11 protein-coding genes are annotated in these 14348 nt (G+C 52.7%); all 11 read left to right on the top strand.

Going from position 1 to position 14348, the window contains the following annotated elements; all coding sequences use genetic code 11:
* Window positions 1–80: 80 nt before the first annotated feature.
* The 11 genes from E1757_RS16525 (at window position 81) to ftsZ (ending at window position 14307) form a co-directional block, all read left to right on the top strand.
* Entirely contained in the window at window positions 81–1574 is a 1494-nt protein-coding gene (locus E1757_RS16525; RefSeq protein WP_133230036.1) for a UDP-N-acetylmuramoyl-L-alanyl-D-glutamate--2,6-diaminopimelate ligase, read from the top strand.
* The gene (locus E1757_RS16520) at window positions 1567–2967 is read left to right on the top strand and encodes a UDP-N-acetylmuramoyl-tripeptide--D-alanyl-D-alanine ligase (RefSeq protein ID WP_133230034.1); all 1401 of its coding nucleotides are present in this window, start codon (window positions 1567–1569) and stop codon (window positions 2965–2967) included. Before E1757_RS16525 ends, E1757_RS16520 begins: the two co-directional genes overlap by 8 nt.
* A gap of 69 nt (window positions 2968–3036) precedes the next feature.
* Window positions 3037–3999 carry a phospho-N-acetylmuramoyl-pentapeptide-transferase gene (gene mraY, locus E1757_RS16515; protein WP_133230032.1) on the top strand — a complete coding sequence of 321 codons (963 nt, stop codon included), beginning with the start codon at window positions 3037–3039 and terminating at the stop codon, window positions 3997–3999.
* Between the two features lie 3 nt (window positions 4000–4002).
* Window positions 4003–5427 (top strand): UDP-N-acetylmuramoyl-L-alanine--D-glutamate ligase, encoded by a 1425-nt coding sequence (gene murD / locus E1757_RS16510; protein ID WP_133230030.1) that lies wholly within the window; start codon window positions 4003–4005, stop codon window positions 5425–5427.
* Window positions 5428–5481: 54 nt separating this feature from the next.
* Window positions 5482–6579 carry a stage V sporulation protein E gene (gene spoVE / locus E1757_RS16505; RefSeq protein WP_133230028.1) on the top strand — a complete coding sequence of 366 codons (1098 nt, stop codon included), beginning with the start codon at window positions 5482–5484 and terminating at the stop codon, window positions 6577–6579.
* A gap of 37 nt (window positions 6580–6616) precedes the next feature.
* The gene (locus E1757_RS16500; RefSeq protein ID WP_133230026.1) at window positions 6617–7681 is read left to right on the top strand and encodes an undecaprenyldiphospho-muramoylpentapeptide beta-N-acetylglucosaminyltransferase; all 1065 of its coding nucleotides are present in this window, start codon (window positions 6617–6619) and stop codon (window positions 7679–7681) included.
* A 308-nt stretch (window positions 7682–7989) separates the two neighbouring features.
* A complete protein-coding gene (gene murB, locus E1757_RS16495) occupies window positions 7990–8895 on the top strand; it encodes a UDP-N-acetylmuramate dehydrogenase (protein ID WP_133230024.1) in 906 nt (301 codons plus the stop codon).
* A 15-nt stretch (window positions 8896–8910) separates the two neighbouring features.
* Window positions 8911–10179, top strand: coding sequence for a UDP-N-acetylglucosamine 1-carboxyvinyltransferase (gene murA, locus E1757_RS16490; protein ID WP_133230022.1), 1269 nt, complete (start codon window positions 8911–8913; stop codon window positions 10177–10179).
* 562 nt (window positions 10180–10741) lie between these two features.
* Complete coding sequence (locus tag E1757_RS16485; RefSeq protein WP_133230020.1) at window positions 10742–11683, top strand: cell division protein FtsQ/DivIB; 942 nt, start codon at window positions 10742–10744, stop codon at window positions 11681–11683.
* 184 nt (window positions 11684–11867) lie between these two features.
* Entirely contained in the window at window positions 11868–13121 is a 1254-nt protein-coding gene (gene ftsA, locus E1757_RS16480; RefSeq protein WP_133230018.1) for a cell division protein FtsA, read from the top strand.
* A 46-nt stretch (window positions 13122–13167) separates the two neighbouring features.
* A complete protein-coding gene (gene ftsZ, locus E1757_RS16475; protein ID WP_133230016.1) occupies window positions 13168–14307 on the top strand; it encodes a cell division protein FtsZ in 1140 nt (379 codons plus the stop codon).
* Window positions 14308–14348 lie beyond the last annotated feature (41 nt).

The following is a 14348-nucleotide window of genomic DNA, read 5'->3' as shown; positions in this document are numbered from 1 at the left end:
CGTTTTCGAAAATTTAGGCTTTTCATCGGCGCTTTTTTTGTCCATAATAGATACCATGTGTAAAAAACGGAGGAGAGCTCATGCAGCTTAAGGAACTGGCTTCCCTGCTTGCGGTAAGCCGTATTTCGGGAGACGGCGAAACGGTCTTTACCGGTATACAAACCGATTCCCGCAAAGTGCAGCCGGGCGATTTGTTTCTTTGCATTCCCGGTTTCGCCGCTGACGGACATATGTTCGCTGCGGCAGCTGTAGAGCGCGGAGCGGTCGCCTTGGTGGCGGAGCATGAAGTCGAAGCGGATGTGCCGAAGCTGATTGTGAAGGATTCGCGGTTTGCAATGGCCGTTATCGCCAACCATTTTTACGGTTATCCGAGCAAGGAATTGAAGGTCATTGGCATAACGGGAACGAACGGCAAGACGACAACGACCTATTTGCTGGAGCGAATTCTGAGCAGCAGCCGCTACTCGACGGGACTTATGGGCAATATCGAAATTAAAATCGGCTCCGAGCGCATTCCCAACCAGGCGACCAATACCCAGGAAGCCTCGGAGCTGCAGCGCCTGCTCCGGCGTATGGCGGATCAAGGTGTGGACTATTGCGTAATGGAGGTTTCCTCGCACGGACTGGATTTGGGCCGAGTGAAAGGCTGCAGCTTCCGGACGGGCGTTTTCACCAATTTGACGCAGGATCATCTGGATTATCACGGCTCGATGGAACGTTACCAGGCAGCCAAAGGGCTGCTGTTTGCCCGGCTCGGCAACGATTATTCGGGCAGCGCGGACGAACAACGTTATGCCGTGCTGAATGCGGATGATGCGGCTTCCGCGGAATTTGCCCGGATGACGGCAGCGCAGGTCATTACGTATGCCATCGACCGGGAGGCCGATGTGCGGGCTGACGGGATCCGGATGACGTCAAAGGGTACGGCGTTCCACTGCACGACGTTTCGCGGTACGGTCGACATTCAAACGAAGCTGATCGGCCGGTTTAATGTGTATAACTCGCTTGCAGCCATCGCCGCCGCTTTGGCGGAGGGCATTCCGCTCGAAGCCGTCAAGCAGGGACTGGAGTCGGTCGCTTCCGTCGACGGGCGGATGGAAGTGGTGGACGAAGGGCAAGATTTTCTTGTCCTTGTCGACTATGCGCATACCCCCGACGGCTTGGATAAGGCATTGTCCGCCATCAAGCAGTTTGCCGAAGGGCGCATTATTAGCGTATTCGGCTGCGGGGGCGACAGGGACCGTACGAAACGTCCGGTCATGGGCAGCGTGACGGCACGTTACAGCGATTATTTATATGTCACCTCCGACAATCCGCGCAATGAAGACCCGCAGCGCATCGTGGAGGATATCGAGCCGGGCATTAAGGAAGCCGGTCTATCGGGCGAAAGCTACGAGCTTATCGTCGACCGGAAAGAGGCGATTCATAAAGCGATTGCAGCCGCATCTTCCAAGGATGTAGTATTGATAGCGGGAAAAGGGCATGAAACGTACCAGGAAATCATGGGGAAAAAGCATGCTTTCGACGACCGCCTCGTGGCCAAGGAAGCGATAAGGGGGCGATATCGTGATTAAACGAACCTTGGCACAACTAGCCGCAATGGCGGGCGGCACAGCCGTCGGCGGCACCGACGATTTGCTTATTCGAGGCGTTTCCAATGACACGCGGACGCTGAGTCCCGGCAACCTGTATGTGCCGATTATCGGGGAAGTGTATGACGGCCATCTGTTTCTGGAGGATGCGGTTGCCAAAGGCGCCTCGGCTTCTTTATGGCAGAAGGACCGCGAGCTGCCGGCGCAGTCCGTACCGCTGATTCTTGTAGACGATACTGTCGCCGCGCTGCAGCGGCTCGCCAAGTCGTACCGCTCTCAGCTCGACGTCCGGGTAATCGGCATTACAGGCAGCAACGGCAAGACGACGACCAAGGATATGACGGCCTCCGTGCTGTCGACGGGCTTTAAAGTGCACAAGACGATCGGCAATTACAACAATCATATCGGACTGCCGCTAACCCTTCTGCAGCTTGAGGAAGATACGGAGATCGTCGTGCTGGAAATGGGCATGAGCGGGCGCGGCGAAATCCGGTTATTATCCGAGCTTGCGGAGCCGGAGGTTGCGGTTATAACCAATATCGGCGAAGCGCACTTGCTGCAGCTCGGCTCCCGGGAAGAGATCGCCCGGGCGAAGACCGAGATTTTGGCAGGGCTTCAGCAGGACGGCACGCTTATTTATTTGGGCGATGAGCCGCTAATCGGGCAGATGCTGCCCGAGCTGCGGATGAATCATGGGATGAAAGCAAGCCGTTATGACCGTGTAAGCTTCGGTTCCGGCCGTCATCATGCCTATTACCCGGTGGCGGTGAAAGCGGAGAAGACAGGAACCCGTTTCGGTCTGAACCGTTTTGCGGGCGTGGAATTTTATATTCCGCTGCTCGGGCTTCATAATGTGATTAACGCGCTGGCCGCCATAGCGGTAGGCGTTCATTTCGGAATACCCGCGGCGTCCATCGCGGAGGGACTCCGGGCGAGCGTTATGACAAGTATGCGCATCGAATTACTCAAAGCGTCTTCCGGCTTGACGATTCTTAACGATGCGTACAACGCCAGCCCCACTTCGATGCGGGCGGCCGTCAAGCTGCTGACCGAGCTGGAGGGTTATGGCCGAAAAATCGCCGTTTTGGGCGATATGCTTGAGCTGGGCGAGCAGGAGGCCGAGTTTCATCGCGAAATCGGACGCATGCTGGACCCGCAGCAGATCGAACGCGTGTATACGTTCGGTCCGCTCGCCAAGCAGCTTGCCGATGAAGCGGCGAAGTCGTTCGCGCCCGGCCGGGTGTATGCGTTCGACGACAAAAGCCGTCTGGCTCAGGCAGTGGCCTCTTTTGCCTCGCCTGACGACGTCGTGCTGGTCAAAGGCTCGAGGGGCATGAAGCTGGAGCAGGTCGTAGAGCTGCTCCGGCAAGTATAACGGCCTGCACGCGATAGCGAGGTCGGGGCGAAAATGATTGCGTAGTATAAGTTTTAGGGGGAAACAACAGTGGATTTTAATGTGGTCATGATCGCTCTGGGGGCGGCATTTTTGCTGACCGTCATCATGGGGCCTTTATTTATACCTCTTTTGAGAAGGCTGAAATTCGGCCAGCAAATCCGTACGGACGGACCGCAGGGACATTTGAAAAAAGCAGGCACGCCGACGATGGGCGGTACGATTATTTTGCTTGCGCTCGCTCTTGTTGTACTGAGATTTGCCGATAAGAGCATCGAAACGGTCATTCTGCTGGTCGCGTCGTTAGGTTACGGACTGGTCGGTTTTTTGGACGACTATATTAAAATTTTACTGAAACGTTCCCTGGGGCTGACGGCCAGACAAAAGCTGCTCGGTCAGCTGATCGTATCGGTCATCGTTTGTATATTGCTGGCGCAAATCGGTCACAGCACCGATTTGCGCATTCCGTTGATCGACTATACCATCCCGATGGGCTGGCTGTATTACCCGTTTGTTGCGCTCATGATGCTGGGGACTTCCAACGCCGTCAACTTTACCGACGGACTGGACGGCCTGCTGGCCGGAACGAGCGCAGTGGCGTTCGGCGCTTACGCGATCATTGCCTTGAACCTGACGCAGCACGACACCGCTATTTTCTCCGCTGCGATGGTCGGCGCGGTGCTCGGTTTTCTCGTATTTAACGCGCATCCGGCCAAAGTATTCATGGGCGATACCGGCTCGCTCGGCATTGGCGGGGGGTTGGCGCTCGTCGCGGTATTGACGAAATCGGAAGTGCTGCTCATTCTGATCGGCGGCGTGTTCGTCGTCGAGGTGCTGTCCGTCATTATTCAAGTCATTTCCTTTAAAACGAGAGGCAAGCGCGTATTTAAAATGAGCCCGATTCATCACCATTTTGAATTGGTGGGCTGGTCCGAATGGCGCGTCGTTATAACTTTTTGGGCGACAGGCATCGTGCTGGCGGGTATCGGACTTTATCTGAATGAGGTGTTATAGACAATGAAGCATCCCCGGACGTACAGAAACGAACATGTCGTCATTCTGGGATTGGCGCGCAGCGGCGTGGCTGTAGCGAAGCTGTTCCATGAATACGGCGCGAAAGTGACCGTCAACGATAAAAAAGAGCTGGACCAATGCCCTGAAGCCGAACCATTGACGGCTCTGGGTATTTCTGTTATTTGCGGCGGTCATCCGCCCGGCATCATACACGAGGATGTAAAGCTTGTCGTCAAAAATCCCGGCATCCCGTACACCGTGGAACCGGTGGAACGCGCGCGGCAATTAAACATCGAGGTTGTAACCGAGGTGGAGGTCGCTTATCACGTCTGCCGGGCTCCGATGATCTGCGTTACGGGCTCTAACGGCAAAACGACCACCACCACATGGATCGGCTTGATGCTGGATGCTGCGAACAAGCAGCCGATTGTAGCCGGCAATATCGGTCGTGCGCTGACGGAAGCGGCTTTGGAAGCCGGACCGGAGAATACGATGGTGGTTGAGCTCAGCAGCTTTCAATTGAAAGGCACGCGCGATTTCCGGCCCAAGGTGGCGTGCCTGCTGAATGTATATGAAACTCATCTGGACTACCATGGGACGATGGACGATTACATAGACTCCAAGGCGAAGCTGTTCGCCAGCCAAACGGCGGAGGATACAGCGGTGTTGAACTGGGATGCCCCCGTTTGCCGGCGGCTTGCCGGCGAAGTGAAGGCGTCGGTACTGCCTTTCTCGATTAAGGAGGAGCTGGCGTACGGTATGTTTGTGCAGCCTTCCATGAACGCTCCCGGCGTTTCTGCAGCCGATCGGCGAATTGTATACCGGGACAAACAAGGCGTCCTGCATCCTGTTCTGACAGTTGCAGAGCTGGGCATTCCTGGCAGCTTTAATATCGAGAACGCACTGGCGGCCGTCTGCGCGGCGTTTACGGCCGGCGTTTCGCTGGATGTCATTGCCGGAGTGCTCCGCGAATTCCGCGGGGTAGAGCACCGGCTGGAGTATGTCGCCACAAAGGACAGCGTACAGTTTTACAATAATTCGAAGGCGACCAACGCTACGGCGACGATCAAAACGATCGAATCGTTCGAGCGGCAGGGCATTATTCTCATTGCGGGAGGATTGGATCGGGGCTCGGATTATATGGAGCTGCTGCCGGTTTTCCAAGATCGCGTGAAAGGCCTAGTCGCCATCGGGGAAACGAAGCAGAAAATTACCCATGTCGCCGCTTTGGCAGGCATGAGTCTTGTGAAATCGGTCGATACTGCTAACAATGTGCAGGATACGGTCGATACGGCGGTTCGCGAAGCGATGGCTATGGCCGAAGCCGGAGATATTGTGCTCCTCTCGCCGGCATGCGCCAGCTGGGACATGTTTCCTTCCTACGAGGAAAGGGGAAGAATGTTTAGGCAGTCCGTGCATAACCTGTAAAAGGGGGGGATACAAGCCTGCCCCTACCATTTTTATAAGGTTGAGGTGGCATGTATGGGAAAAGCACGGTCTGCTCCGGATGCAACGATGTTGATATGCACGCTGATGCTGCTGGTCATCGGCGTCGTGATGGTGTACAGCGCCAGTGCGGTGCTCGCTTTTCATGAATTTGGCGATTACTATTACTATTTGAAAAGACAGCTTTTGTTTGCCGTTCTCGGCGTCGCAGCGATGATTTTCACGATGAACGTCGATTACTTAATATGGAAAAAATATGCCAAAATCGCCCTGATCGTCTGCTTCATTTTATTGGCTGCGGTACTCATTCCGGGCATCGGGGTTATTCGCGGCGGCGCGCGCAGCTGGCTCGGCATCGGCTCCTTCGGCGTACAGCCGTCCGAATTTATGAAGATCGGCATGATTTTATATTTGTCCAAGCTGTTGTCCGAACAGCAGAACAAAATCACATTATTTACCAAAGGGTTGCTGCCGCCGCTCGGCCTTGTTGCCTCTGCGTTCGGGCTGATCATGCTTCAGCCGGATTTGGGGACGGGAGTCGTGCTTGTCGGAGCGGCGCTGCTTATTATTTATACATCCGGCGCCCGTTTGCTTCATTTGTCTTATCTCGCCATGGTAGGGCTCGCCGGATTTGTCGGGCTTATTATCGCCGCGCCATACCGGTTAAAGCGGATTACCTCGTTTCTTGATCCGTGGCAGGATCCACTCGATACCGGCTATCAGATCATCCAGTCGCTTTATGCGATTGGACCAGGCGGCCTGGTCGGCCTAGGACTCGGCATGAGCCGTCAAAAGTACAACTACCTCCCCGAGCCGCAAACCGATTTCATATTCTCGATCATTGCAGAGGAGCTGGGGTTTATAGGCGGAACTTTCGTTCTTATCTTGTTTATGCTGCTCGTCTGGCGCGGGATACGCACGGCAATTACGGCGCCGGATACATTCGGAAGCCTGCTGGCCACAGGTATTGTCGGTATGATTGCCGTTCAGGTGGTTATAAATATCGGCGTAGTCATCGGGATGTTCCCGATTACCGGCATTACGCTGCCGCTTATTAGCGCGGGCGGTTCGTCTTTGACGCTTATGCTGACCTCGCTCGGCATTCTATTAAATATTTCCCGCTATTCAAGATGATTGTTTCTTGCTGCGCGGCTGGACGGAGGTGATAGATTTGAAGACCATCGTTTTTACGGGGGGCGGCTCGGCAGGTCATGTGACACCCAATTTGGCGCTCATTGCGAAGCTGCGTCGTCTCGGCTGGCACGTTCAATATATCGGTTCCAGGGACGGGATTGAGAACGATATTATCGGTCACACCGACATTCCTTTTTACCATATTTCTTCGGGCAAGCTGCGCCGGTATTTCGATTTGAAAAATGTGAAAGATCCGTTCAAGGTTGTGAAAGGAGTCGGTGAGGCGTATATGCTGCTGCGGAAGCTGAAGCCGGCGATCGTCTTTTCCAAGGGCGGCTTCGTATCCGTACCGGTCATTGTGGCCAGCTGGCTGAACCGGATTCCCGTGATCAGCCACGAGTCGGATATTACGCCCGGCTTGGCAAACAAAATTTCGCTTCCGTTTGTGACGCGCATTTGCGTCAATTTTCCCGAGTCGCTGAAGTATATCAAGGGCGGCAAGGGCGTCTGCACGGGACTGCCCATCCGCGAGCAGCTCATGCAGGGCAAAGCGCTTCGCGGTTACGATTTATGCGACTTTCATAAGCAGAAGCCGGTGCTTCTCGTCATGGGGGGCAGCTTGGGCGCGCAAAAAATAAACGGCGCCGTCCGCGAATCGCTAGATAGGTTGCTAGAAAAGTATCAGATCGTCCACATATGCGGCAAAGGGCAGACCGACGCGGCTTATGCCAAAAAACGCGGCTACAAGCAGTTCGAATATATCAATGAGGAGCTGCCCGACATATTGGCGATGACGGAGCTGGTCGTTTCCCGTGCGGGTGCGACGTCGATTTTCGAGTTTCTGGCGCTCCGCAAGCCGATGCTGCTTATTCCGCTGACGCGTCAGGCAAGCCGCGGCGATCAGCTGCTCAATGCCGACTCGTTTCAAAAGCAAGGATATGCGCAAGTCCTTTTCGAGGAAGAGCTGACGGGCGCATCCTTGACGGCAGGCATCGACGCGGTGTACGAACGTCGTGAGCAGATGGTGGAGCGGATCCGGACGACCGAACAGACCCATGCGTCGGATTTGATCATCCAATTGATTCAAGAGAGCAGCTTGTAAATAATTTGAACGGAACTAACGACGGCGAAGAAGCAGCGGAGAGGGCGGGTCCTTTGCCGGCGCGCATTGCCGGATTTACGATACATACGGCACTTTTTGCGAACCGTAAATAGGCTATTGTCACACTCTATCCGATTTTACATACACTACACTATAACCGTGACAGACACCCTGAGAAGCGGCAGGAGACGGATGCGGGGGGACGAAAGACAGCGGTTGACTCCGCGCTCCCGTGCCGGTATTTGCCCGAATCGGTTTCGGCCTCGCGCCGTTGCCGGAGCCTGAAGGTTCTGTGAAGGAGGTTTCCCATGCAACAGGTCATTTCACAATTGCAAAGCGGTTCATTCGGCGAATGTTTATTGAATGAGCCGTTAGCGCCTCATACGACTTGGAAGATCGGAGGGCCGGCCGATGTGCTGCTGACTCCCGAGTCCAAAGCTCAATTGGTCGATGCCGTCAAGCTTTTGTACCGGCATTCGGTTCCCTGGATCGTACTGGGGCGCGGTTCGAACACGCTGGTCGCCGACAAGGGGATCCGCGGCGTTGTCATCAAGCTCGGTTCCGCATTGGAAACGCTCCGGTTTGAAGGCGACACGGTCATTGCCGGAGGGGCTTATTCGTTTATTAAGCTATCCGTCATGGCCGGCAAGGAGGGATTGACCGGATTGGAGTTCGCCGGAGGCATACCGGGAACGGTGGGAGGCGCCATTTACATGAACGCCGGAGCTCACGGGTCAGATGTGTCACGCATACTCAAACGAGCAGAAGTGTTGCTCCCGACAGGTGAATTAGTGACCATGCAGCAAGCCGATTTTGAATATGCTTATAGACATTCCCTTTTGCAGCGGCAGCCCGGTATCGTTACGGAAGCGGTCTTTCAGCTGCAGTTCGGCGACCGTAAAGAAATTGCCGGAGCCATGGCATCGTACAAAGACAGGCGTTTGCGTACCCAGCCACTGCCATTGGCCTGCGCGGGAAGTGTATTCCGCAACCCGGAAGGACATTTCGCCGCAAAGCTGATTGAAGAGGCCGGTCTAAAAGGCTGCAGAGTCGGAGGTGCGGAGGTTTCGCCGCTGCATGCTAATTTCATTGTCAACACCGGGAAAGCGACAGCTCATGACGTGCTCACCCTCATCGCAAAAGTGCAGCGCACCATAGCTGAAACCTATGGCGTTACACTGGTAACGGAAGTATTGGTAGTAGGGGAGCGGTAAATCGGAGGTGGGACTTTGGAAAAGTTGGTTATCGAGGGCGGGAGACCTCTATCGGGAGCCATCAAGATTCACGGAGCGAAAAATGCGGCGCTGCCTATAATGGCGGCCGCAATGATGGCGGAAGGCACGGTCCACATTCAAAACGTGCCCAATCTGTCGGACATCCAGGTGATGCTGAACATTCTTCAGGCACTGGGCTGCCGCACCGGGCATGTTGGCGAAACGGTAACCGTCAATACGTCGACAGCGCACTCGCATCACATCCCGGAAGATCAGATGAGTCAGATGAGATCGTCGATCTTTTTGATGGGGCCGCTGCTGGCACGTTTCGGCAAGGTTCAAGTCTATCAGCCGGGCGGGTGCGCGATTGGCGAGAGAAAGATAGATTTGCATTTAAAAGGGCTATCGGCTCTGGGAGCGCACATCGAAGAGACCGGCAACATGATTGTATGCACGGCGCCGAAGCTGGTCGGAACCGAAATCGTCCTTGATTTTCCGAGTGTAGGCGCCACGGAAAATATTATGATGGCCGCTGCGATGGCGCAAGGCTTTACCACCATTTCTAATGCAGCCAGAGAGCCGGAAATACAAGACTTGCAAAATTTCCTGAATTCGATGGGAGCCAAAATAATAGGAGCGGGAACCGATACGATTACGATTAAAGGCGTGTCGACTCTAACTCCGTGTACTTACCGTATCATTCCCGACCGCATCGTGGCAGGTACGATGATGATCGCCGCAGCGGTTACGCGGGGCAATATTACGCTGGAGGATGTTTGTGCCAGCCATTTGACCTCCGCCATTCATGTTTTAAAGCGCGCGGGTGTTCAAATCGCAATTAACGGTGATATAATAAACGTAAGCTCACTATCAAGGGCCAAATCGGTCGACCGTATCGTAACTTCGCCTTACCCGTCGTTTCCGACGGACTTGCAATCGCAGGTGATGGTGCTGCTCTCCCTGGCGTATGGGGCCAGCATATTGAAGGAAACCGTGTTTGAAGGCAGGTTCAAGCATGTGGATGAGCTTACGCGCATGGGCGCTGACATTCGGGTTGATTTGAACTCGGCGTTTATTCGCGGGGTTCCGAGATTGTACGGAGCTACCGTGGAAGCTACCGATTTACGAGCCGGAGCCGCCCTGGTTATTGCAGGCCTGGCAGCTCAAGGGACGACGATTATTGAACAAATCCATCATATCGACCGCGGTTATGACCGCATCGAACAAATGCTTTCACATTTAGGCGCCAACATTCATCGCGTCACTCCGGTTACAACAGAATAAAGCCATTATACGTCCATACATTCAATCATTCCATTTGCCTCAGTAATGAGGCCGGCTATCGCCCAGCTCTATTCATCCTTATGACCACTGCCGCTGAAATATCCCTTTTCTTTTGCGGAAGGGGATGTTTAGCGGTTTACATAGTCCTCCTTGCGATAACGGCATGTCCTGTTTCAAATGTCGCTAATAAGTTTAATAAGTTTTTTAAGGCTAGAGCCAAGCATGCTGATACAGAAAACGCCCGGCAATTCCCTGCGGAGCAAGCTATATGGAAGATTCCGGTTTCGCCAATGCGGAACGCAAGCGGATGCTGCGAATTCAGTTTTTTACTGTCGCAAACTTAAGCGACTGTTACGAAGTCAGTTTTGCTAAATGCAAACTTAGCGGATGCTTACGAAGTAGGCTTTCCATGCGGAAAGCCAGGCGGATGCTTACGAAGTTAGTTTTTGCTATCGCAAAAACTTAAGCGACTGCTTACGAAGTAGGCTTTCCATGCGGAAAGCCAGGCGGATGCTTACGAAGTTAGTTTTTGCTATCGCAAAAACTTTTAGGAGGTACACCCTTGCAAGCGGAAGAAAGACTGCCCGTCATTCACAAGCCAAAGACCAAAAGCCGCAGCAACAAAAAGCTGCTTGTGTTTCTGATCCTTTTTTTCATAACGCTCTTGTGTGTGTTGTTCTTCCAGTCTTCTTTCAGCAAAATTACTTCGATTGAAGTTGACGGGCAGGAATTATTATCGCCTGAATCGATCGGACAAGCTTCCGGGGTCAAGGCCGGAGATCATTTTTTTTCCGTATCTTCTTCTTCGATTGAAAACAAGGTGAATGCACTGAAAATGGTCGAATCCGCAACCGTGACGAAGCATTTTCCCGGCGTCATTCACATTCAGGTAATGGAATATCCGAAAGTTGCCTATCAGTTCGGCGATAACAATCAGCCGCAGGCGATTTTGGCGGATGGCAGCATAGTGAGCGTATCGAGCGACATGAACTTTGTGCTGGACAAGCCGATTTTGTCGGGATGGGCCAACAACGAATCTTTGAAAATTAAACTGTGCCACATTCTGGAAAACATTCCAGCCTCCTTATTGACGGATGTTTCCGAAATCAAGCCGGAGCCGTCCGAATCTTACCCGGATAAAATTAAAATGTACACACGGTCCCAGTACGAAGTCGTAACGACGGTAGGTTATTTGCCGGAAAAGCTTAAGTACCTGGATTCGTATATCGCCAATCTAAAAGAAAACAAGATTAACACAGGCGTGTTAAGGCTGCTGGAAGCCGATACTCATGCTCCTTTCGAGCAGGATGCCAAATCATCCAAGGATGCCGCAGGCAAGGGCACAGCGGGCAAAGACAACGCGCAGGACAAGAAGTCTTCCTCGACAGGCGGCGCTGCGCAGGATCCAAAGAAGGATACGTCCAAAGATTCGTCCAAGGATACATCCAAATCTTCGTCAGCGAAAGAAAATAAGCCCTCCGGAAAAGAAAACTCGAGAAATTGATAGTGTTGACACTACTCAATCATGTAAATTAATGATAGAATTGGTTCTATGTATATTTTGTTCCCAAAAGATGAAAAATCTTTTCAAAAAAAGAGGGAAATTCCCAATCATGTTGAATATGTACAAAGGCTTTTATTTCTATTAAGCACTTTATCTATTTTAAAGTCACAGGAGGTGCCACGGGTTGAGCAGCAATGACATCATTGTTAGTTTGGACATCGGTACATCCAAGGTTCGTGCTATTATTGGGGAAGTCGTTAACGGCGCCATTAATATAATAGGAGTTGGATCGGCCGACTCGGAAGGTATTCGTAAAGGAGCTATTGTCGATATCGACCAGACGGTTCAGTCCATTCGCAGCGCGATCGATCATGCAGAACGGATGGTAGGTATTCAAATAGCAGAGGTTTACGTCGGAATTTCCGGAAATCACGTCGCTTTGCAATCCAGTCACGGTGTTGTGGCGGTATCGAACGGAGACCGCGAAATCGGGGACGAAGACATCGAACGTGTAATACAAGCCGCCAAGGTGATTCCTTTGGCTCCAGAACGCGAAATCATCGGCGTAGTGCCAAATCAGTACTTGGTTGACGGGTTGGATGAAATCCACGATCCCCGCAGCATGATCGGCGTACGCCTTGAAGTTCAGGCCACGATCATTACCGGAGCGAAAACGTCCATACATAATTTGCTTCGCGTAGTTGAAAAAGCGGGAGTGAAGGTTTCAGGCCTCATCCTGATGTCATTGGCTTCCGGTCATTTATGCTTGTCGAAAGATGAGAAAGCGATCGGGACCGTACTCGTTGATATCGGAGCGGGTCAAACGACGATTGCCGTATTCGAACAGAACAATCTGGTTGCAACCTCTACCTTGCCTATAGGCGGAGAATACATCACGAACGATATTTCCATCGGTCTCCGTACCCAGGTTGATATCGCCGAGAAAATCAAGCTGAAATTCGGCTGCGCCGTTATCGAGCATGCGGCGGCCGACCAGGTTTTTAAAGTAAATCGGATCGGCAGCAATGTGGACAAGGAGTTTTCACAGGTGGATTTGGCGAATATTGTCGAGCCACGCGTGCAGGAAATTTTTCATTTGATTCGTTTGGAAGTACAGCGTCTCGGTTACATGGAGCTTCCGGGCGGTTACGTATTAACGGGAGGTACGGTTTCGATGCCGGGCATGCTGGCTGTCGCGCAAGCGGAACTGGCAGCCTCCGTCAGAATTGCCGTCCCTGATTTCATTGGCGTACGCGACCCTTCTTATACAAGTGGAGTGGGCATTATTCAATATGCTTGCAAGTACCTGAAAGCTACCAGGCAAACGACCAGCAGCATAAAGAAGCCGTCAGCCGGCAAGAAGGTTGCGGCCTCCGGCAGCGATACGAAGCCTACAGCTATGGAACGGTTTAAAAATTGGTTGAGCGAATTTATTTAAGGGTACACCTAAGGCGTGAAGCTTAATGAGGGGGAAGAATAAGGCTATGTTTGAATTTGATATGGACATGGATCATTTAGCCAAAATAAAGGTTATCGGCTGTGGCGGAGGCGGCAGCAATGCGGTAAACCGTATGATTGAGAACGGAGTGAAGGGCGTAGAATTCATTACCGTGAATACGGACGCCCAAGCATTGCATTCCGCAAAAGCCGAACAAAAGCTGCAAATCGGCGATAAGCTGACTCGCGGTCTAGGCGCCGGTGCCAATCCGGAAGTGGGAAAAAAAGCAGCTGAAGAATCAAGAGAGCTGATTCTCAATACATTGAAAGGCGCGGACATGGTATTTGTCACTGCAGGTATGGGTGGAGGTACCGGTACGGGTGCAGCGCCGGTTATTGCCGAAATTGCCAAGGAATGCGGCGCCTTGACCGTCGGCGTCGTTACGCGTCCGTTCACGTTTGAAGGCCGCAAGCGCGCGACACAGGCTGAACAGGGAATCGCTGCCTTAAAGGAAAAGGTTGACACGCTGATTGTTATCCCTAACGATCGTTTGCTAGAAATCGTCGATAAGAAAACTCCGATGCTGGAAGCTTTCCGCGAAGCGGATAACGTTCTTCGTCAAGGGGTTCAAGGCATTTCCGATTTGATCGCCGTTCCGGGTTTAATCAACCTGGATTTTGCCGATGTAAAAACTATAATGACCGAGCGCGGCTCGGCATTGATGGGGATCGGAATAGCGACAGGCGAAAACCGTGCGGCAGAAGCCGCCAAAAAAGCTATTCAAAGCCCGCTGCTTGAAACGTCGATCGACGGGGCGCGGGGCGTTTTGATGAACATTACCGGAGGAGCGAACTTGTCTCTGTACGAGGTCAATGAAGCGGCGGACATCGTGGCTTCGGCTTCGGATCTCGAAGTAAATATGATTTTTGGTGCGGTAATTGACGAATCCTACAAGGACGAAATTATGGTTACCGTTATTGCAACGGGCTTTGAGTATAAAGCTGTCGTTCCTCCTGCGGCGCGCAAGCCGATTGGCAATCAATCGCAGCCCAATCAGAACCAGCAGACGGCTGAAAACAATGATCGTGCTAACAATTTACGCCCGTTCGGCGGTCAATCCTCGAACGATCAACTGGATATTCCGACTTTTCTCCGCAATCGCGGCAGGAACAATATGGATAAGTAAAGCTCATGAGGTTGAGTTTCCAAAATCCCCTTACCGGTTTA

It is taken from the genome of Paenibacillus piri (assembly GCF_004354045.1).
Classification (GTDB): Bacteria; Bacillota; Bacilli; order Paenibacillales; family NBRC-103111; genus Paenibacillus_S; species Paenibacillus_S piri.
This window is presented reverse-complemented; position numbering and strand designations above follow the sequence as displayed.

What these genes read in the sequence shown, in the direction of transcription:
- E1757_RS16525 (WP_133230036.1), top strand. Translation starts at nt 81, where the DNA reads ATGCAGCTTAAGGAACTGGCTTCCCTGCTTGCGGTAAGCCGTATTTCG.
- murD (WP_133230030.1), top strand. Translation starts at nt 4,003, where the DNA reads ATGAAGCATCCCCGGACGTACAGAAACGAACATGTCGTCATTCTGGGA.
- spoVE (WP_133230028.1), top strand. Translation starts at nt 5,482, where the DNA reads ATGGGAAAAGCACGGTCTGCTCCGGATGCAACGATGTTGATATGCACG.
- murB (WP_133230024.1), top strand. Translation starts at nt 7,990, where the DNA reads ATGCAACAGGTCATTTCACAATTGCAAAGCGGTTCATTCGGCGAATGT.
- ftsZ (WP_133230016.1), top strand. Translation starts at nt 13,168, where the DNA reads ATGTTTGAATTTGATATGGACATGGATCATTTAGCCAAAATAAAGGTT.